Consider the following 19,963-nt stretch of genomic DNA (forward strand, 5'->3'; position numbering starts at 1 on the left):
AGGGGACCCCACGATGAAGCGTCAGCGGATCGACACGCTGGCACTCGACAGCTACCAGCGTGCGGCCCGGGTGATGCTGGCCAACCACCTGGTCACCCGCGTCTACCCCGATCGGATCGCCTTGCCGTTGATCCGGCGCTGGGCCACGGAGCTGCGCGAGGATCTGGCCGAATTGTTCGGCTACCGACTGGAAGTCACCGAGACCACGGCGCGGCTCTACCCCGTGCACGATCGTCTCGACGACGCCAGGCCCGCCCGCAGCGTCAACGACCGCGTCTTCGACCGCCGTCGCTACGCCTACCTGTCGCTGGCGCTGGCCGCGCTCGGCCGGGCGGGCGACCAGATCACCCTGTCCGAATTGGCCGAGCACGTCGCCGATTACGCGAGCCGGATCGAGGGCCTCGACCTGTCGACGGAGCGGGCCGCCGATCGCGACGCCTTCGTCGACGCTGTCGGGTGGCTCGGTGCGCGTGGTGCGCTGACGTTGGCCGACGGCGATGCGGGGGGCTGGGCCAGTGACCCGGAGGCGGGCGAGGCCCTCTACGACATCGACCGGCCGGTGGTGTTCGCCCTGTTCCGGCCCCCACGAGCACTGCAACACCTGCACAGCGTGCGCGGTTTGCTGGCCGACGACTCCGAACAGGCATCGCCCGATCAGGCCCGCCGGGTTCGCCGGGCACTGGTGGAGCGTCCGGTCGTCTATCTCGAGGAGCTGTCGGAGGCCGAGCGGGTGCTGCTCGGCCAGGATCGCCTGGTCGGCGAGGTCGAATACTGCACCGGCTTGCGGGCCGAACGCCGGGCCGAAGGGGTAGCGCTGATCGACACCTCGGGTCGGCTGTCCGATACCCGCTTCCCCGGCACCGGCACCCTGGCTCAGGTGGCACTGCTGCTGATCGGCGAGATCGCCGACGCGGTGCTCGATATCGACAATCCGGTCCCCCACCGGCGCGACGCTCGCACTGCCGAGGACGCGCTGCTCGATCAGCTCGACGCTTCCATCCCCACCGCAGGCGTGTTCGCCCCGCTCGCCGATGACATCGAAACTGTCCGCGACGCAACCGATTTCGTGGACGAAGCGACCGAGGCCGCCGAACCGGTCACCTATCCGTTCCTGGACAACACCTGGGTGCGCGCGACTGTCACCGCGCTCACCGACCGCTACGGCGCGACCTTCGCCGCGCAATGGCAGGCCGATGCCGGCGGGCTCACCACCGAGGTGCTCGCGCTGCTCGCCAAGCTGCGGCTGATCCGGCTGGTCGATGACGGGCTGCTGGTTTTGCCCGCGCTGGCCAGATATCGGGGCGCGGTGGTCACCGTACGAGTGCGCAAGGCCGAGGAATTGTTCGTCACCGCCGCCGATACCGACGGCAGCATCGGAGAGGGAGGGGTCTGAGCATGTCACTCATTCACGGCGGAGTGCGGTTCGTCCCGACCCGTGCGGGCATCGTCAACCTGTGGGACTACCGCGACCAGGAGTTCAGTTTCGCCGACGGCCGTCTGGTGCTGCGCGGACCCAATGGCTCCGGTAAGACCAAGGCACTCGAGGTGCTGTTCCCGTTCGTGCTGGACGGGCGGATCGAACCGCGCAGGCTGAATCCGTTCGCCGGTGAAGAACGCACCATGAAGTCGAATCTGCTGTACCGCAAGCAGGAATCGGCGTACTCGTATGTGTGGATGGAGTTCGCGCGCGGCAGCTGGGACGATCCCGAGACCGTCACCGTCGGCATCGGCATGCGCGCCACCCGCTCCTCGGACAAGGTGACCCGCTGGTACTTCGTCGCCGACGGCCGCGCCGGGGTCGACTTCTCCCTCATCGGCCCCGACGACCGCCCACTCACCCGCAAGCAATTGGCCGAGCAGATCGGCAGCGATGCCATCGTCGATCGTCCCGTCGAGTACCGCGCGGCGATCGACGCGCGCATGTTCGGGCTCGGCGTGCAGCGCTACGACCAGCTGATCAACCTGATCCTCACGCTGCGCAGGCCCCAGCTCGCCAAGAATCTCGACCCGCGCGGCCTCTCCCAGGCTCTCACCGACGGCCTGCGCCCCCTCGACGAGCAGTTGATCCTCGACGCCGCTCGCTCGTTCAGCGATATGGAGGAGGTCGGCCGGACCCTCGACGGCCTCGTCCAAGCCGATACCGCCACCCGCCAATTCGTCGACGTGTACCGCAAATACCTCGCGGTACAGGCGAAAACCGACGTCGACCAGCTCCGCACCCGCCTCGACGCGGTCACCAACACCGCCACCGCCCTGTTCGCCGCGACAGCGCTGCGCACCCGTCGCGACACCGACCGCGCCGAAGCCGAGACCAGAGCCGAAAACGCCGATCACGCCTACGAACAGGCCATCGCCGATCGCGAGAACCTCCAACGCTCGAGTGCCTACGAGGGCAAGCAGCAACTCGACGACTTGGCCGACGCCGTGCGCCGCCTCGAAACCTCGGCCGCGGCCCACCGCGACAAGGCCGCCGAGGCCGGGCATACCCTGCAACGCCGCGCCGAAGAGGCCTCCCGTGCCACCGAAGCGGTGCGTACCGCGGCAGCCGCCCTCGTCCGCGGCGAAGACGCGGTCCGCGCCGCCGCCGAGGAAGCGGGCATCGAATGGACCCCGCCGAGCGCCGAAGGCCGCGGTGACCAGTTCACCGCCGCGGTCCGCGGCCACGCCGAGGAGCGCGACGCCGACGTCCGCGCGGTACGAAATGCACTGGGCAAGTGGGAAACCGCCGCCGCGGACCGCACCCGGTCCGAACGTCTCGCCGAACGCGCGATCGAACTGCGTGACTCCGCTGCCGCGGAAGTAGCCCACGCCGAAGCGGCGGTTGCCTTGGCGCGCAGCGAATCCGCGGCCGCTCTGCGCACCTGGTGGAGCACCAACGCCGAGATTTTCGCCGCGGTCGCCGGATCTGAAGGCATGCCCGCAGATGACACCGGTGGCATCACGGCCACCAGCGGGCCGGTCGACCCCGACGCTACGGCGGATGCGCAGATCGACGTCGCGGCCGACCGAGGTCGTTGCGCGGGTTTGTTCGAGGCGCTCGACACCGCCATCGCCGGCGCGGCAGTGGCGGATATTCCGTCCGCCGCAGAGGTTTTGGCCGAGCGATGCGAGCCGCTGCAGGAACAGATTCGCACCCGCCGCCAGGAAGCCCGGTCCCGTGCGAGGGCTGCCGCCGCCCGCCGCGACGCACTGACTGCCGAACGCGAACAGATCGCCGCGCAGCGCGACGACGCTCCCCCGCCGCACCCCGCCAGAACCGGTGTCCGAGAAGCACTTCCAGGCGCTCCGCTCTGGCAGCTGGTGCGGTTCGCCGACTCGGTGTCCGCGCGAGATGCGGCCGGTATCGAAGCGGCGCTCCAATCCGGCGGCCTGCTCGACAGCTGGATTTGCGGCCCGACCCTGCCCGCCGACATCGACTCCGACCACTTTCTGCTCCCGTTGCCGGTGGACCAGCGTCCATCCGGGCGCACGCTCGCCGAAGTCCTTGTCGTCGAAGAGGACTCCACCGCGCTCACTGTTCCCGCCGAGACGGTCGCCGCGGTGCTGGCCTCCATCGCTCTACACGACGCCGCCCAGCCGCCCAGCCCGGATCAGCAGGCCCGCGCCACGGCGACCCTCGGCACGGACCACGCTGCGCGGTCACGCTCCGACGAAGCCGTCGAAATCTCGACCACAGCAGCGATGAGCGAACACTCAGCGTCGTGCACCGGCGCCACGCTCACCGCGCTGACCACTGCCGACACACCGCACGTCGTGGTCGGCCTCGCCGGGTCCTTCCGACAGGGCGTTCTCGTCGGCCACCATCACAAGTCCGAGGCCGAGTTCATCGGGACGACCGCGCGAGCCCGCAGGCGTGCGTCCCGGCTCGCCGAGATCGAGGCGGCGATCGAGGCAGCCGCTGCCGAGCACGACGCCGCCCGAGCCGAAGACGCTTCGGCTACCGCGGAATTGGCCGCGCTGTCCGCAGCTGCCAAGGCTCTGCCGCGCCCGTCGGCGGTGACCTCCGCTGTGCGTGCGGTAGCCGAGACCGCCGGTCTGATGCGTTCGCGGGTGGAGGCCGCGACCCAGGCCGAGCGCGAACTCGACCAGGCCGTCGCCGAAGTCGCGGCCCTGGACAAGAAGGTTCGCGCCGCCGCCGCGGCACACCGAACCCCGCGTGGGGCACGCGAACTCGACGCACTGGCAGCCACCATCCGCCATTTCGAGAACACCGGCACCGGCCTGCTTCGCCTGCGCGCCGAACACGAGCGGGAACGCGAACGCGAACGCGAGGGCGCCGACCGGCACGACGAAGCGCGCGCACTCGCCGAGGCTTTCGCCGAAGAGGCCGAGGCTGCCCGACTCGGCTTCACCGAACAGCATCGCAAACTCGAAACGCTGCGCGAAGCGTTGGGCGCCAGTGCCGCCGACATCGACCGTGACCTCGACCTGGCCCGTGGCGCCATCGAGGCGGCCAAGGCCGAACAGCGGGCCGCGCGCAAGGCCGCCAATGCCGCCATCGAAGCGGTCGGCGATGCCGAGGCCGCCTATCGCACCGCGAACGAGGCCCTCGCCACCGCACTCGCCGAGGTGCTCGCCGAGGTGCGTTCGCTGGCCCCCTACGCCCGACCCGACCTGCTGAGCTTGCTCGGCGCCGCGGTCGAACACCGTTGGCCCAGTAGCGATGCCGCGTGGTCCACGCCGGAACAGCTGCAATACCGCATCGTCGCCGCAGGCCCGGAAACCGACCCGGTGGTGCTGCCCGATGAGGTAGCCGCTCTGTTCGCCGACCTCGACACCGCCACCAGCCAGGTCCGCGCCACCGAGGCCGGTCGCAAGTCCACCCGGTCCGCGGTCACCAGTGCCCTGCAGGAGTTCGACGCCGCGCTCACCGCATCCGGTCGCGACTACCGCCTGAACTGGGACGCCGCCGACGGACTCACCGTCGTCGCCGTCCACGACGAAAACGGCCAGGCCGCTCTCGCCGACTTCGCCGCCCGCATCGACGCCGCCCGCCGCGACCAGGAACTGCTGCTCACCGATGCCGAACGCCGCATCCTCGAAGACGCGCTGCTGACCGGTCTGGCCCAGCAGATCCACGAACGCACCAGCGACGCTCGCGAACTCATCTCCCGCATGGGTTCGGAGATGAAGCAGCGGCGGATGTCGTCGGGCAACACCATCGGTGTGCACTGGATCCTCGCCGACGGCCTGTCGGAGTCCGCGCGCTCGATGTGCAAACTCCTCGACCGCGACACCACCGCCCTGAGCTCCGATGACCTCGGCTCGGTGCGCGCCCATTTCGCCGCCGAAATCCGCGCCGCCCGCACCGCGCACCCGGAACGTTCCTACCCCGAAATCCTCGCCGCCACCCTCGATTACCGCACCTGGCGCGTGTTCTCCTTCACGCTCATCTCCGGCGACGGCACCGAGGACAAGCTCACCGTCGCCCGCCACAGCGCCCTCTCCGGCGGCGAACAATCCGTTTCCCTGCACCTGCCGCTGTTCGCCGCCGCCCACGTGATGCTCGACTCCGCCGACCCCCAGGCCCCCCGGCTACTGGCCCTCGACGAGGCCTTCGCCGGCGTCGACGACAACGGCCGCAGCGAATTGCTCGGCCTCAGCGTGCAATTCGACCTCGACCTGTTCATGACCGGCTACGACCTGTGGATCACCTATGCCCACGTGCCCGGCTGCGCGCACTACGACCTGGCCCACTCCACCGCCGAGAACACCGTCAGCGCAACCCTTCTCGTCTGGGACAGCGGCGAACTCCTCGCCGAACACGACGGCGGCGACCTCACCACAGCGCTGGGTTCCCCCAACCGCCGGCGCGTGCCGAACACCATCGAAGGTGGATTGACTTTGGCGGGGATGCCCGGCGAACCGGCATCGGTGGGCTGAAAGCCGACGTCGTCGCGGCAGCCGATACACGATGAGCGCACCGCGGACAGCTCGAGCAGGTCACCACGGCAGACCTCAACGACGCCGGGTGGAACGCCCGGGACCTGCGGCGTGCGACCGCGGCCAGTCCGCTCTCAGGACAATGCGTAGCGCGCGGCGATCGCGGTGGCACGCTCGTGCAGAGATCGGCGCAACCACTGCGGGGCAAGAACTTCCGCGTTCGTGCCGAGCTGCCACAGTGCCCATTCGGCGTGCCTGGGGTCTTGGAAGGTCGTCTCCAGCCGCAGCCAGCCCTCCGCGTCGGTCTCCTCGACGCCGATGGCCAGCGCGGTGCCCGCCAGTTCCTCCCGCCGAGCCGGGTGCACTCGCGCCAGGACGGTGACCTGGTCGCCGCCTGCCCGGAACCGGTTGCTGCGCTCTTGCCACGCCTGGTCCAGATCGACCCGATCCGGTCGCTGTGCGGGCTCGTCGAGTTCCTGCGCGGCCAGCACACGCGACAGGCGGTAGGTGCGATCCGCGCCGGATCTCGTGGCGAGCAGGTAACCCTGACCTCGGGCGGTGACCAGGCCGATCGGGTCAACTGTGCGCCATTGCGGACTCTGGTCCACCGCCGCGTAGTGGATGCGCAGCTTGTGTCCGGCGAGCACCGCGCGCCGGACCTCGGCGACGATCGTGTCGGACAATTCCTCGGCGACCAGCCGACGCGACAGGAGATCGGTCTCCGGGTCGATGAGCAAGCGCTCGGCCGCGTCGTTCGCGATATCCCGATAGCTTTCGGGCAGCGCGTCGACCACTTTGAGCATGGCCGACGCAAGCGCTGACCCCAAACCGAATGCCTGTGCGCCGCGCCGTGATCCGGCGATCAGCAAGGCGAGAGCCTCGTCGTGGTTCAGCCCGGTGAGCTCGGTCCGGAACCCGGGCAGCAACGCGAAACCGCCATGTCTGCCGCGTTCGGCATAGACCGGAACACCGGCCGTGGACAGCGCCTCGATATCGCGCAGCACGGTGCGGGTGGACACCTCCAGTTCGCGCGCGAGGGCGTCGGCCGACAGCCGGCCGTGCCGACGCAACAGCAGCACCAGGGAGACCAGCCGGTCAGCTCGCATAGGAAAACTATGCCAGGAATACACGACACAAGATGTCGTGTATTCCTGGCAGATTCATCGCCATGACCAACACCGAGCACGCACCCCGCACCGCCCACACCATCGTCAACCCGGACGGCCTGCACGACCCGACCCCCTTCGGTTACAGCCACACCGCCACTATCCCCGCGGGAACGGAACTGGTGCTCGTCTCAGGACAGTATGGTTCCCGACCGGACGGCTCGGTCGTCTCGCCCGATTTCACCGAGCAGGTGAACCAGACATTCCGCAATATCGGCACCGCCCTCGCCGCCCACGGCCTCACCCTCGGCGACGTCGTCCAGCTCAGGACCTATGTGGTGAACCACGACGTCAGCAAGCTCGGCCCCATCGCTGGTGCTGTACAGGCGAATTGGGGGACGACGCCACCCACCCAGACTCTCATCGGCGTTGCGAGCCTGGCTACGCCCGACGTGCTGTTCGAGGTCGAAGCCGTCGCCACCCGCCGCTGAGCCCACACCACCTGCACCGGGCAATCTCACCCGATGCAGGTGGTTCCGGAAAGCGGACAGCGACTCAGGCGAATGTCTCATCGATGGTTGCAGCGATTCGGCCGGACCAGCGGTGCGGCCGACCGGCCACTCAATCGCCCACTGCGTCTCGGAGTCGACCCGCCATGGCACGCAACGCCGCGGTCAATTCAGGCGAATCATGGACGCGGAACGGCACTCCCGAGGACGTCAGTTGTACCGCGAGCCACGCTGGGTCGTCATCGCGGGTGGCGGTGTGACGGCAGGTGGTGGCGCTGTCGGCGTGCAGGGTGTCCGGTTCTTCGCCGAGGCGGCCTGCGATCCGGGCGTGTGGGGCTTCGATGGTGATGTCGACGTGGTATTCGGGGGTGGCCCAGTCGGTTCGGCGGCCTGCGACGTAGTCGGCCGGGTCGGCGGCGGGTAGATGGCGTGGGGTGATGCGGGCGCCGGTGGGTTGGGGGCTTTCGATGCGGTCGGCTCGGTAGCTGCGCCAGGCGTCGCGGTCGAGGTCGTAGGCGACGAGGTACCAGCGGCGGCCCGCGGCGGCGACGCCGGCGGGTTCGGCGTGGCGGCGGGATTCGGTGCCGGCGGCGTCGCGGTAGGTGAAGCGCAGGCGTTCTCGGTTGGTGACGGCGGCGGCGAGGGTGGTGAGGACCTCCGGGTCGACGGTGGGGCCATCGCCCGCGCGGACCGCGACCGCCGAACCGACCACGCGCACCCGCCTGCGTAGTTTCGCGGGCAGGACTTGCTCGAGTTTGGTCAAGGCCCGCACCGACGCGTCCTCGATGCCCGCAACCGCCTGTCCCGCAGCGACTCTCAACCCGACGGCGACCGCGACGGCCTCGTCCGCGTCGAGGATCAACGGTGGCAGCGCGGAGCCCGCGGTGAGCCGGTACCCGCCGGCCGCACCCATCGCGGCGACCACCGGATAGCCCAGCTCGCGCAGCCGGTCGACGTCGCGGCGCACGGTCCGATCGGTGACGCCGAGCCGGTCGGCCAGTTCGCTGCCCGGCCACTCCCGTGGCATTTGCAGCAGGGAGAGCAAACGGAGCAGCCGGGCGGCGGTGTCGGTCATGTTCTCGATTCTGCCGCACATCTAGGACCGTATCTGTCCTAGATGGCCGATAGCGTCGGAATCACACCGACAACGAGGAGTCCCGATGAGCACCATTCGCCCGTTCCGCATCGACATCCCCCAGGCCGATATCGACGACCTGCACGACCGGCTGACCAGGGCGCGCTGGGCGGATCAACTGCCGGGCGAGGGTTGGGAACGCGGCGTGCCGACCGAGTACCTGCGCGAGCTCGCCCGCTACTGGGTGAACGAATTCGATTGGCGCGCACAAGAAGCCGCGCTGAACACCTTCCCCCAGTTCATCACCGAAATCGACGGCCTCGACGTCCATTTCGTGCACGTACGTTCCGCCGAGCCCGACGCGGTGCCGCTGCTGCTCACCCATGGCTGGCCCAACTCGTTCGTCGAATTCACCCGCACCATCGACCCGCTCACCGACCCGCGCGCGCACGGACTCGATCCCGCGCTCGCCTTCGACGTGGTGATCCCGTCCGTCCCCGGATTCGCCTTCTCGGCGGCGCCGCGCGAAACCGGAATGACCACGGCACGGGTCGCGCAGATGTGGGCCACCCTCATGGCCCGCCTCGGCTATGCCCGCTACGGCACCCAGGGCGGCGACCTCGGCGCCTATATCGCACCGGAGATGGCGCTGGCCGCCCCGGAACACGTGATCGGCGTGCACCTCGACGGTGGGATCGGCATGCCGACGGAGGCTGAGGTGCCCGCGATGGCGGCCGAGGACCGCGCGCAATGGGCGGAAATGCAGCAGTGGATGACCGGCGGCGTCGACCACCACGCGCTGTTGCGGGCGGCGCCACAAACGTTCGCACTCGGCTGGAACGATTCACCGGTCGCGCTGCTCGCGTGGATGATGCAGAAGTTCCAGGAGTTCACGCCCATGGCCGACCTCGCCGAAGACGTGATCGACCGCGACCACCTGCTCACCAATATCGCCGTGTACTGGTTCACCCAGACCACCGGCACCTCGTCCTGGCCGATGTACAACGGACTGCGCGACGGCGGTTTCGGTTGGCCGACCGACCAGAACCTGGTGCCGACCGGGGTCTACGGTGGCGGTTCACCGCTCATGCGCAAACTCGCCGACCGCGGCAACAAGATCACCCACTGGCCGTCGGGAAATCCGGGCAACCATTTCGTCGCGATGGAGGAGCCCGCCGCGCACGTCGCCGATATCCGGACCTTCTTCGCCGAGCTGCGCTGAACCTCTCCAGTTGGGGACCTCAGCTGCGGGATTCAGATCTAGCGCTGGCTCGCGTCCGGCACCCGGGGTGGACACGGTGTGCCGGGCGCGGTGACCAGCTCGAAATGCCACCACTCGTTGTCGAAGGTCCGGCACAGTCCCCACCGGTTGCCGTTCTCCTCGAGCCACTGCGCCCCCACCTGCGGGCCCACATCGACAGCGTGCCCGGAGACGTGCGTCGACTCCTCGGGCGGCAGCACCCAGCGGCGCGCCTCATCGGGGCTGCCGTAGGTGGCGAGGCCGTCCTGCCAGAGCCATTCCTGCTGCTCGTAGGTGCGATGGCCGGAGGTGATCGACAGTGGCACGTTCTCGGCGTGGGCCTGCTGCTCGGCGAGGGTGTAGGCGACGGCGAGGGGCGGGTCGAGGCCTTCGGTGCCCGCTGCCGATTGGAACTGTTCGCGCGGCTCGGGTTGGGCGGCGGTGGTGCCGATGCCCATAGCGGTCACGGCCGCGGCGGCCGTCATCGTCACCAGGATCCGGTCGGCCACGCGGCCGAGCACAGTTTTCATAGGCGGATTCTATCGACCGGGCTGGTCATCGAGACCACGGCGCCACTGCTCGATCGCCCGGCCGATCTCGGTCTGCGGGGGTTCGTCGTAGAGCCATTCGCGGGCCAGCTGATGCCAGTTGGCGGTGACGCGCAACTGGCCGAGGGTCGCGAAGGTGAACAGGTCGGCGCGGCGAGAGAACACGTGCTCGGGCGGCAACAGCTGTTTGTGCATGCCCTGGAAGTCCGACGCGCGCGGATCGACGGCGAGCAGCAGTGCGCCGGTGGCCAGTTCGGGGGTGATCGTGACTTCCTCGTCGAGCAGGTGCCAGCCGGTGGCGGCCCAGACGTAGGCCAGACTCTCCTCCACGGTGACCTCGGAGTCGGGGTCGATGATCCCCCGGCCCAGCCACGCGGCGAACAGATCCTCGCCCCGGCCCTCCGCGGCGGCCCGTAGGACCGAACGCTCGAACTCGACGTGCGCGGGGTCCATCTCCTTGTAGAGGCCGAAGTCGACGAAGGCGAGTTTGCCGTCGGCGGCCAGGAGCACATTGCCCGGATGCGGGTCGCCACAGAACTCGTTGTCGGCGAACAGGCCGGCGATGTAGAAGCGGTAGATCAGCTCGCCGAGCCGGTCCCGCTCGGCGGCAGGCAGCGTCTGAATGTGCGAAAAAGGGCGCCCTTCAACGAATTCCGTTACCAGCACATTGTGCGTGCAGAATTCCTCGATGCTGTCGGGCACGGTGATGAAGGGATGGCCACGATAGCGCCGCGCGACCCGATGCTGGGTCTGGGCCTCGCGCTCGTAGTCGAGCTCACTGCGCAGATTGCTGGCGACCTCCTCCAGCACACCCGTATCGGCCATGCTCGGCAGCACCGTTCTGGCCATCTTGCCGAGGAACTCGAGATTGCTGATATCGGCGTGGACAGCACGATCCACGCCGGGGTACTTCACCTTGACCGCGACGGCGCGCCCGTCGTGCAGCCGCGCCCGGTGCACCTGGCCGATCGACGCCGCCGCGATCGATGTTTCGTCGAACTCGGCGAAGGTCTGTGCCAGTGAGCCGAGGTCGTCCTCGATCACCTGCCGCATCGTCGAGAACGGCATCGCGGGCGCCCGGTCCTGCAATGCCGCGAGCTGTGCGCGGAACTGCTCGCGGTGCGCTTCGGGAACGAAGTCGAGATCGAGCACCGAGCCCATCTGCCCGAGCTTCATCGCCGAGCCCTTCATGCTCCCCAGCACCGCGACGATCTGCTGTGCCTTCATCATCGCCGACCGCTCGGCCAGCACCTCACGCGCCTCATCGGTGCGCCCGATCATCGACAGCCGGCGCCCGACCTCCCGCACCGCCTGCCCCGCGGCGAACTGCCCCAGCTTCGCACTGCGCGTCGCCCGCCCCTTGGGAACTCCACCGCTCGCCAATCCACACCCCTGCCAGGCCCTGTACGCCATATGTCGCGCGTCACAGTACACCGAGGTGACGGCCGTTGGACCCTGGGAACAGACGAAACCCCGGCGCCCGCCGAAGCGGACACCGGGGCATCGGAGCGGGTGTCTACACGCGTTCCTTGGAACGAGAACGCACGCGCAGGGCGATGGGCTTGGAGGTTTCGGCGAAGAAGTCGTTGCCCTTGTCGTCGACGACGATGAACGCGGGGAAGTCTTCCACGTCGATCTTCCAGACGGCTTCCATGCCGAGTTCGGCGTACTCGAGGACCTCGACGTTCTTGATGCAGTCCAGGGCGAGACGGGCAGCGGGGCCGCCGATGGAGCCCAGGTAGAAACCGCCGTGTTCGTTGCAGGCCTTGGTGACCTGGGCGGAGCGGTTGCCCTTGGCCAGCATGACCATGGAGCCACCCGCGGCCTGGAACTGGTCGACGTAGGAGTCCATGCGACCCGCGGTGGTGGGACCGAAGGAGCCCGAGGCGTAACCCTCGGGGGTCTTCGCCGGACCGGCGTAGTAGACGGCCATGTCGCGCAGGTACTGCGGCATGGGCTCGCCCGCGTCGAGGCGTTCCTTGATCTTGGCGTGGGCGATGTCGCGGGCCACGACCAAGGGGCCGGTCAGCGAAAGACGGGTCTTCACCGGGTATTTCGACAACTCGGCGCGGATCTCGTCCATCGGTCGGTTCAGGTCGATCTGCACCACGTCGCCACCGAGGATGTCGGCGGTCTGCTCCGGAAGGTACTGGGCCGGTTCGGTTTCCAGCTGCTCCAGGAAGATGCCGTCCTTGGTGATCTTGGCCAGCGCCTGGCGATCGGCCGAGCAGGAGACGGCGATCGCGACGGGGCAGGACGCACCGTGGCGGGGCAGGCGGACCACGCGCACGTCGTGGCAGAAGTACTTGCCGCCGAACTGCGCGCCGATGCCGAACTCACGGGTGAGCTGGAAGACCTCTTCCTCGAGCTCGACGTCACGGAACGCGTGACCAGTGATCGAGCCCTCGGTGGGCAGGTTGTCGAGGTAGTGCGCGGACGCGTACTTCGCTGTCTTCAAGGCGAATTCGGCACTGGTGCCACCGATGACCACGGCGAGGTGATACGGCGGGCAGGCCGCGGTGCCGAGCGAGCGGATCTTCTCGTCGAGGAACTCGAGCATGCGCTCGGGGTTCAGGACGGCCTTGGTCTCCTGGTACAGGAACGACTTGTTAGCCGAACCGCCGCCCTTGGCCATGAACAGGAACTTGTACACCGGGTTGTCGGCGTCACCCTCGGTCGAATACAGCTCGATCTGGGCGGGCAGGTTGGTGCCGGTGTTCTTCTCGTCCCACATGGTGATCGGGGCGAGCTGGGAGTAGCGCAGGTTCAGCTTGGTGTAGGCGTCGAAGATGCCGCGGCTGAGCCATTCGGCGTCGTCCACACCGGTGAGCACGCCCTCGCTCTTCTTGCCCATCACGATCGCCGTGCCGGTGTCCTGGCACATCGGCAGCACGCCACCGGCGGAGATGTTGAGGTTCTTGAGCAGGTCGAGCGCGACGAAGCGGTCGTTGCCCGAGGACTCGGGGTCGTCGATGATCTTGCGCAGCTGCCGCAGGTGCGCGGGGCGCAGGTAGTGGCTGATGTCGTGGATCGCCGTCTCGGTCAGCAGCCGCAGCGCCTCGGGCTCGACCTGCAAGAAGGTGCGCCCGTTGTGCTCGACGGTGCTGACCCCCTCGGTGGTGAGCAGGCGGTAAGGCGTCTCGTCGGCGCCGATGGGCAGCAGATCGGAATAGCGGAACTCCGGCGCGGTCACGGATCGCACTCCTTCGGGCAGGGCGGGCACCGCAACACTGCGGAGCACCAGGCAGGGCTGGTCACAAAGCAATCCGCAGCCTATCGACCACCCACACCCGCACGGTGGTTAGGCAACCCTATGTGAGGTTATCGGCCGACCATAACTAATATCGAGGTTGCACGTTCAACCCAAACGGTGCTACCCATTCTCCGGGCGGTGGCGGGCGTGCGCCGTTCAATCCGAAGCCTGCACCTTCAGAATCTGGAGCTCGATCGTGACCGATCCACAGTGGCTCGATGATGTCGAAATGCGTGCCTGGCTGGGCTATGTCCGGACCCGCGACCTGATCGCCGCGGCGATCGGGCGTGACGCGGGCAAGGCAGCCAACCTGAGCTATGTCGAATATTCCGTGATGGTCTACCTAGCCGACGCACCAGGCCAGCGGCTCACCTTCGCCGATCTGGCCTGCGCGCTCGAATGGTCGCAGAGCAGGCTCTCGCACCAGATCACCCGCATGCAGAAGCGCGGTTTGGTCTCACGCGAGACGATGCCGCACGACCAGCGCCGCACCGTGGCCAAGCTGACCACGACCGGCGGGCAACTGCTCACCACAGCCGCGCCCGCGCATGTCCGCAGCGTGCGCAAACACATGATCGACGTGCTGGATCGCGACCAGCTCGCCACCCTCGCGGAGATCTACGACGTGCTCGTGGACCATCACCGCGGCGCGAACGCGGCCGAACCGGTCGGCCGGCTGCAGACCGCCGCGCCCGGCGAGGACTAGGACCCGCCGCTGCCGCCCCCACCGGAGGAGTCGGGGCGGGCCTTGCCCAAACCACCGCGCGCGACGGTGCCACCCTTGGCCGGTGCGCCGCGGTCGAAGACCTCGCCGCTGGTCGGGCGCAGGAAACTGCCCGCGGCGAGAGCGACGGCGACGCCGATCGCCGGGTACACGAAGGTGTCGGTGTGCTGATACCAGAACCGCTTGTACTGGGTGTCGGCGGTGTCGCACTGTTCGTCTGCCGCACGGACATTGGTCGTCTTGTCCACACAGACACCGACAGCCGCCGGTGTGGCGGCGGCCGAGGTGGTCGTGGGCGCCCGGGATGTGGTCGTCGGGGGTTTCGAGGTGGTCGTGAGGGTGGTCGACGCCGCGCGCGGTGCCGGTTTCGGTGTGGCGGTGCCACATCCGGCCGAGACCAATGCCACCGCCACCACGGCGGGTAGCGTGTAGGACACGCTGCGCGACATCATGATCCGCCTTCGCGAACCCTCGATATCCGAAACCACACTCACGGAATTCCCCCTCAGACGGTCGAGCCAACCGCCGATACTATCCAGCCGCTGCGCCGCTGACGACTGTTCCGTTGGACGCGAAATCCCGGTTGCCGGAATCCTTGTGCCCCGCACCGACCCCCAGCGCACGTTCGAAGCCGGCGGGAACGATGATGTCGTCGCGGGTCAGGTCGGAGATCGAGGTCTTGCGCAGACCCAGCAACGCGGAATCGATTCCGCCGCGCAGGATATCGAGAACGTTCTCGACGCCGGCCTGACCGTTGGCCGCCAGACCCCACAGGGAGGCGCGCCCGATCAGCACCGCGCGCGCACCGAGCGCCACCGCCTTCACGACATCGCTGCCGCGCCGGATGCCGCCGTCGAGGAGTACCTCGATCTGGTCGCCGACCGCATCGGCGAGCACCGGCAGTGCCCGGATGGCGGCGGGGGTGCCGTCGAGATTGTTGCCGCCGTGGTTGGACACCGAGATGCCCGCGACGCCCGCGTCGACGGCGCGCAGGGCGTCGTCGACCCGCATCACGCCCTTGAGCAGGACCGGTCCGTCCCACTGCTCGCAGATCCAGGCGACATCGTCCCAATCGGGTGCCGGTGTCTGCATCCATTCGCCGTAGGCGCCGAAGAATCCGGGCGCCGCGCCGCCGTCGACCGCCATATTGGGTGCGGTGAGGTCGGGAATGCTGCCCGAGCGCAGGTAGGTCGCCAGCCAGCGCGGGCGCGCGAGGGTCTGCGGCGCGAATTTCATCATCGTGCGCAGGTTCAGCGATTCCGGGATCACGGGGCTACCCCAGTCGCGGCCGTGCGAGAACGACCAGTCCAGGGTGAGGATCAGGCCGACCGCACCTGCCTTCTTCGCCCGGTCCATCCGCTCGAGGATCTGGTCCTTGTTGCCGCACCAGTACAGCTGGAACAGGGTCGCCGGGTTGGCGGCGATGACCTCCTCGACGGGCTTGCTCGCGAAAGAGCTGAGCCCCATCGCGATTCCGCGTGCGGCCGCGGCGCGCGCGACGGCGACCTCACCGTCGGGGTGTACCGCCTGCACGCCGGTCGGCGAGATCAGCACCGGCATGGACACCTGCTGACCGAGCACTGTGGTCGATTGGTCGCGGTCGCCGATCGGGCCCGCGCAGTGCGGGGCGAAACCGAGTTCGGTGAACGCGGTCTGGTTGTCTTCGATGGTCTGTCCGCGTTCCGAACCAGCGATCAGCGCGCCGTACACCGCCTTCGGCAGACGCTTGCGGGCGCGCCGTTGCGCCTCGGCAACGGTCTCGAACCAGGGATTCATCGGGGTCCTTCCTCATGATCCTGCGGCCACCATCGGCGCAGGTCTTCCAGCAATGCGGTAGTGGCGACCCCCAGCAGGCCGGTGCCTTCGACGGCACTCGACCCGGTGGGGTCGCCGAGGATTCCATTGGGGCTGACCGCCCGCACGCCACCGGCGCGCAGCAGCGGCAGCAGTTCGGCCAGCGGGCGGCAGTCCCCCGGCTCGGCCAGTTCGGTGCGCACCAGGTCAGGGCTCAGCGCGAGCTGGATCGAGGTTTCGGTGCGCCCGGCGTGCGGGTCGCCGCCGTAGCCGGGCGAGAACACCCGCACGTCGCGCGACTCCGAACGCAACAAGGCGACGGCTCGGCGTAGTGCTTCCACATTGCCGCCGTGGCCGTTGACCAGCACGATCCGCGAGAACGTGTCCGTCGCGGAGCGACACAGTTCGACGACGAGAAGTTCCAGCGCCGCCTGTCCGATCGACAAGGTGCCGGCGAACCCCGCGTGCTCGCCACTGGCCCCGTAGGCGAGGGCAGGCGCGATGAGCAGGTCACCACGCTCGGCCGCGGCCCGGCGGCACACCGCCGACGCGATATCGCTGTCGGTCGACAGCGGCAGATGCGGGCCGTGCTGCTCGGTCGCACCGAGCGGAATGACCAGGATCACCCCCGCGGCGGCGCGCACACCTGCCTCGGGCGATGTGAGGTGCGCCACGAACATGGCGCCTACATTAACGTCAGTCACTGACATAATCAATAGCTCGCGCAGGTCGAAAGCCCATCCCTATCCTGTATCCATGTCCGCCCCGCCTTCGCGCGCACCGATGTCGACTCCGAAGCAACCGGGGCACCGCGGGCGTCCGCCACGCACCACGCGTCGCGAACTCGAGGTGATCGCGATGAAACTGTTCGCCGAACACGGGTTCGACGACGTCACCGTCGAACGCATCGCCGCCGAGGCAGGGGTGAGCGAGCGCACCTTCTTCCGCTACTTCCCCACCAAGGCCGAGGTGCTGTGGCACCAGTTCGACAACGAGGTCGAGGACCTTCGCGCAGCGTTCGCCGCCGTCCCTCCCGAGGAGCCGATGATGGCAGCGGTGCGTCGAATCGTGGTGGCGGCCAATAGGTATCGCGCCGAAGACATCCCCGAATTGCACACCAGAATGCGGCTGGTCTCCGGGGTACCGGCGCTGTCGGCGGGCGCGGGGGCGCACTACGACGCGTGGGAACACGCCGTCGGCGAGTTCGCCGCGAGCCGCCTCGGCGCGGGCGCGGGCGACCTGATTCCCCTCGCCATCGGGCGCACCACGCTGGCCGCCGCGCGCGCCGCTTTCGATGCCTGGCTCGAGCGCGGCGATACCGATCTGACCGTCTATCTGGACCAGGCACTGCGGGCGCTGGAACGCGGGTTCGCCCCGGAATAGCCGACGGCACTACGTTTGGGCAGCACCACGGAAGGGGTATGAGTAGGCTTCAGGCTCAAAGCGCATTGTGCGCTTCGAGAACGTCCGTCGTCGAAAGGGGCAGGGGTTTCCATGTCCGAGGTGTCCACGAGTCTTTCGGCGGATTCGCTGCCGGTGCAGCCGCTCGACAACCTGCTCCCGCAGCTGGTCGAGCACCTGCGGCAGAACCGCACCGGGCTGCGGGAAGAGTGGGCACGGCGTATCACCGAGGCCGAACTGCTGACCGCGATGACCCCGGAGGAAATCTTCTCCGAGGCGACGTCGATGTACGACAACTACGTCGAGGTGCTCGTCACCGGTAGCGTCGAGGCACTGCAGGCCTACGCCCGCGACCTGTCCGAGCGCATCATTCCGCGAGGGGTCGAGACCGACGAGGTCATCGGCATCGTCCTGCTGCTGCGCGACGTGCTGGCCCGCAGCCTCTTCGAGAAGTACCAGTCCAATTTCGAGCTGCTCAACCGGGTGCTCGACGCCTACGAACCGGCCGCCAACCGGATCGCCAACACCGTGGCCGTGTCCTTCGTGCAGGAGCGCGAGCGCGTCATCAGCCGCCAGCAAGAGGCCATCCGCGAGCTGTCCACCCCGGTGCTGCAGGTCCGCGAGCAGCTGCTCATCCTGCCGATCATCGGTGTGCTCGACTCCCAGCGCGCCCGCCAGCTCACCGAGCAGCTGCTGCGCGCCATCCGCGCCAATCGCGCCAAGGTGGTCGTCATCGACATCACCGGTGTGCCGGCGATCGACTCCGTGGTGGCCAACCACCTCGTGCAGACCGTCGACGCGTCCGGCCTGATGGGCGCCAGCGTGATCATCACCGGCCTGTCCTCGGAGATCGCGCTGACCCTGGTGACCATCGGCCTGGATCTGTCCAAGATGAACGCGGTCGGCGACCTGCAGGGCGGTATCGAAGAGGCCGAGCGTCTGCTCGGGTACGAGGTCTCCCGAGTCACCGAACGCTTGAGCGAGCGGGACGGGCGCTGACCAAGCCACCATGCCGGTACCTATTCTCAAACAGGGCACGTACCTGATCGCGTCGGTGCAGTCGGCGTTGACCGATGCCGACACCGAACGGTTACAGGACGACCTGATGAAGCAGGTCAGTCGCTACCGCGCGACCGGCATCATCGTCGACGTCACCGCCATCGACGTGATGGACTCCTTCGCCGCGCGCTCGTTGCGCACCATCGCGCACATGACCCAGTTGCGCGGCGCGGAAACCGTCATCGTCGGGCTGCAACCCGAGGTCGCCTTCGCCATGGTCCAGCTGGGCCTTACCTTCGAAGACATGCACACCGCGCTGGATCTCGAGGAAGGCCTCTCCTGGCTGAATCGGCACCCGCGGCGACGAGACGGTCGCGACAGTGGCCGCTGAGCAGGTGGCGATCGCGGTCAAGGTGTCCGAGGACATCGTCACCGCCCGGCAGGCCGGCAGCGAGTTGGCAGGTGACCTCGGTTTCACCCTCACCGACCGCACCATGATCTCCACCGCCATCTCCGAAATCGCCCGCAACATCACCAGTTACGCGGGCAGCGGCGAGATCAGGCTGCTCATCGATGTGCGCGAGGGTCGCCGCGCGCTCGTCATCCAAGCCGAGGACCAGGGCCCCGGCATCCGTGACATTCCCCGCGCGCTCGAAGACGGCTATTCCACCGGCCGCGGACTCGGACTCGGCCTGCCCGGCGCGCGCAGGCTGATGGACCGCCTCACCATCGATTCCGCCCCGGGCCGTGGGACGTTGATCGAGATGTGGAAGTGGGTACCCGACGTTGCATGAGGACGGGATCATCGGGCGCATGGAGTGGTCGACGGCCGGCCGGGCACTGCCCGGTCAGGACGTCTCCGGTGACCGCGCGCTCGTTCTCGACACCGGCGCAGGCGTGCTGTTCGCGGTGCTCGACGGGCTCGGGCACGGTGCGCCCGCGGCCGAGGCGGCCGATCGCGCGACGCACATTCTCACCGAGAACTGCGGCGAACCGCTGGACGTGCTGATGGTGCTCTGCCATCGCGCGATGGTCGAAACCCGCGGTGCCGCAGTGTCTTTGGCGCTGATCGAGCCGGGAGAAACGCTGCAATGGCTCGGCGTCGGCAACGTCGATTCGCGACTGCTCACCCTCGGTCCGGCCGGTGCGGAACTGCGGGCCACGATGCTGCTCACCGGCGGCATCGTCGGGTACCGGTTGCCTTCGCATCTGCAGCCGCAGACGCTGCCGATCCGCCCCGGCGATCTGCTGCTGATGGCGACCGACGGGATCGTCGCGGTCGGCCCGGAATCCCTTGACCTGGCCAAACCCGCCACTGCCATCGCGGGCGATCTCCTCGCGCGCGACGCGAAGGACACCGACGACGCACTGGTGCTCGCGGCGCGTTTCCGTGGGCCCTGCCCGTGAGGCCGCGACATCGCGGCCTGTTCC

Annotated in this window: 18 protein-coding genes; 10 read left to right on the top strand and 8 right to left on the bottom strand. The window is 68.5% G+C overall.

Going from position 1 to position 19,963, the window contains the following annotated elements:
* Positions 1-13: 13 nt before the first annotated feature.
* Together ACFWO8_RS27660 and ACFWO8_RS27665 are read left to right on the top strand one after the other, a co-directional pair.
* Positions 14-1,393 (top strand): TIGR02678 family protein, encoded by a 1,380-nt coding sequence (locus ACFWO8_RS27660; RefSeq protein WP_378965920.1) that lies wholly within the window; start codon positions 14-16, stop codon positions 1,391-1,393.
* 2 nt (positions 1,394-1,395) lie between these two features.
* Entirely contained in the window at positions 1,396-5,883 is a 4,488-nt protein-coding gene (locus ACFWO8_RS27665) for an SbcC/MukB-like Walker B domain-containing protein (protein WP_378965934.1), read from the top strand.
* Between the two features lie 134 nt (positions 5,884-6,017).
* Here the strand turns inward: ACFWO8_RS27665 and ACFWO8_RS27670 are convergent, their stop codons facing one another.
* On the bottom strand, positions 6,018-6,989 hold the full coding sequence (locus ACFWO8_RS27670; protein WP_378965941.1) for a helix-turn-helix transcriptional regulator: 972 nt from the start codon (positions 6,987-6,989) through the stop codon (positions 6,018-6,020).
* Between the two features lie 62 nt (positions 6,990-7,051).
* Between ACFWO8_RS27670 and ACFWO8_RS27675 the strand changes: the two genes are divergently transcribed.
* On the top strand, positions 7,052-7,480 hold the full coding sequence (locus ACFWO8_RS27675) for a RidA family protein (RefSeq protein ID WP_378965948.1): 429 nt from the start codon (positions 7,052-7,054) through the stop codon (positions 7,478-7,480).
* Between the two features lie 130 nt (positions 7,481-7,610).
* On the opposite strand, the gene ACFWO8_RS27680 is transcribed toward ACFWO8_RS27675, so the two are convergent.
* Complete coding sequence (locus tag ACFWO8_RS27680) at positions 7,611-8,573, bottom strand: helix-turn-helix transcriptional regulator (RefSeq protein WP_378965956.1); 963 nt, start codon at positions 8,571-8,573, stop codon at positions 7,611-7,613.
* Positions 8,574-8,658: 85 nt separating this feature from the next.
* Here ACFWO8_RS27680 and ACFWO8_RS27685 point away from each other — a divergent pair, with 85 nt between their 5' ends.
* Complete coding sequence (locus ACFWO8_RS27685) at positions 8,659-9,795, top strand: epoxide hydrolase family protein (RefSeq protein WP_378965970.1); 1,137 nt, start codon at positions 8,659-8,661, stop codon at positions 9,793-9,795.
* Positions 9,796-9,833: 38 nt separating this feature from the next.
* Here ACFWO8_RS27685 and ACFWO8_RS27690 read toward each other — a convergent pair whose 3' ends face one another.
* The 3 genes from ACFWO8_RS27690 to ACFWO8_RS27700 all read right to left on the bottom strand — a co-directional run bounded on the left by ACFWO8_RS27690 (position 9,834) and on the right by ACFWO8_RS27700 (position 13,554).
* Complete coding sequence (locus ACFWO8_RS27690; protein WP_378965977.1) at positions 9,834-10,343, bottom strand: M15 family metallopeptidase; 510 nt, start codon at positions 10,341-10,343, stop codon at positions 9,834-9,836.
* A 9-nt stretch (positions 10,344-10,352) separates the two neighbouring features.
* A complete protein-coding gene (locus tag ACFWO8_RS27695) occupies positions 10,353-11,774 on the bottom strand; it encodes an ABC1 kinase family protein (protein WP_378965982.1) in 1,422 nt (473 codons plus the stop codon).
* 103 nt (positions 11,775-11,877) lie between these two features.
* Positions 11,878-13,554: a fumarate hydratase gene (locus ACFWO8_RS27700; protein ID WP_378965993.1), complete on the bottom strand. Its 1,677-nt coding sequence runs from the start codon at positions 13,552-13,554 to the stop codon at positions 11,878-11,880.
* Between the two features lie 256 nt (positions 13,555-13,810).
* On the opposite strand from ACFWO8_RS27700, the gene ACFWO8_RS27705 reads away from it, so the two are divergent.
* Entirely contained in the window at positions 13,811-14,320 is a 510-nt protein-coding gene (locus ACFWO8_RS27705) for a MarR family winged helix-turn-helix transcriptional regulator (protein WP_378966007.1), read from the top strand.
* Here the strand turns inward: ACFWO8_RS27705 and ACFWO8_RS27710 are convergent.
* Genes ACFWO8_RS27710 through mftE form a run of 3 tightly spaced genes read right to left on the bottom strand, consistent with a single transcriptional unit; the run spans position 14,317 to position 16,812 of the window.
* A complete protein-coding gene (locus tag ACFWO8_RS27710) occupies positions 14,317-14,832 on the bottom strand; it encodes a hypothetical protein (protein ID WP_378966012.1) in 516 nt (171 codons plus the stop codon). The genes ACFWO8_RS27705 and ACFWO8_RS27710 overlap by 4 nt on opposite strands.
* Positions 14,833-14,869: 37 nt before the next feature.
* Positions 14,870-16,114, bottom strand: coding sequence for a pre-mycofactocin synthase MftD (gene mftD, locus ACFWO8_RS27715; protein ID WP_378966027.1), 1,245 nt, complete (start codon positions 16,112-16,114; stop codon positions 14,870-14,872).
* On the bottom strand, positions 16,111-16,812 hold the full coding sequence (mftE, locus tag ACFWO8_RS27720; RefSeq protein ID WP_378966041.1) for a mycofactocin biosynthesis peptidyl-dipeptidase MftE: 702 nt from the start codon (positions 16,810-16,812) through the stop codon (positions 16,111-16,113). Before mftE ends, mftD begins: the two co-directional genes overlap by 4 nt.
* A 76-nt stretch (positions 16,813-16,888) precedes the next feature.
* Between mftE and mftR the strand changes: the two genes are divergently transcribed.
* From mftR to ACFWO8_RS27745, 5 genes are all read left to right on the top strand, one after another.
* Positions 16,889-17,515 carry a mycofactocin system transcriptional regulator gene (mftR, locus tag ACFWO8_RS27725; protein ID WP_378966059.1) on the top strand — a complete coding sequence of 209 codons (627 nt, stop codon included), beginning with the start codon at positions 16,889-16,891 and terminating at the stop codon, positions 17,513-17,515.
* 111 nt (positions 17,516-17,626) lie between these two features.
* Entirely contained in the window at positions 17,627-18,532 is a 906-nt protein-coding gene (locus ACFWO8_RS27730; protein WP_378912777.1) for an STAS domain-containing protein, read from the top strand.
* Positions 18,533-18,542: 10 nt separating this feature from the next.
* Positions 18,543-18,923, top strand: coding sequence for an STAS domain-containing protein (locus tag ACFWO8_RS27735; RefSeq protein WP_056809990.1), 381 nt, complete (start codon positions 18,543-18,545; stop codon positions 18,921-18,923).
* Positions 18,913-19,326, top strand: coding sequence for an ATP-binding protein (locus ACFWO8_RS27740; RefSeq protein WP_378966074.1), 414 nt, complete (start codon positions 18,913-18,915; stop codon positions 19,324-19,326). The genes ACFWO8_RS27735 and ACFWO8_RS27740 overlap by 11 nt, the downstream gene beginning before the upstream one ends.
* A 19-nt stretch (positions 19,327-19,345) precedes the next feature.
* On the top strand, positions 19,346-19,939 hold the full coding sequence (locus ACFWO8_RS27745; protein WP_378966081.1) for a SpoIIE family protein phosphatase: 594 nt from the start codon (positions 19,346-19,348) through the stop codon (positions 19,937-19,939).
* Positions 19,940-19,963: the final 24 nt, after the last annotated feature.

It is taken from the genome of Nocardia sp. NPDC058480 (assembly GCF_042720495.1).
GTDB lineage: Bacteria > Actinomycetota > Actinomycetes > Mycobacteriales > Mycobacteriaceae > Nocardia.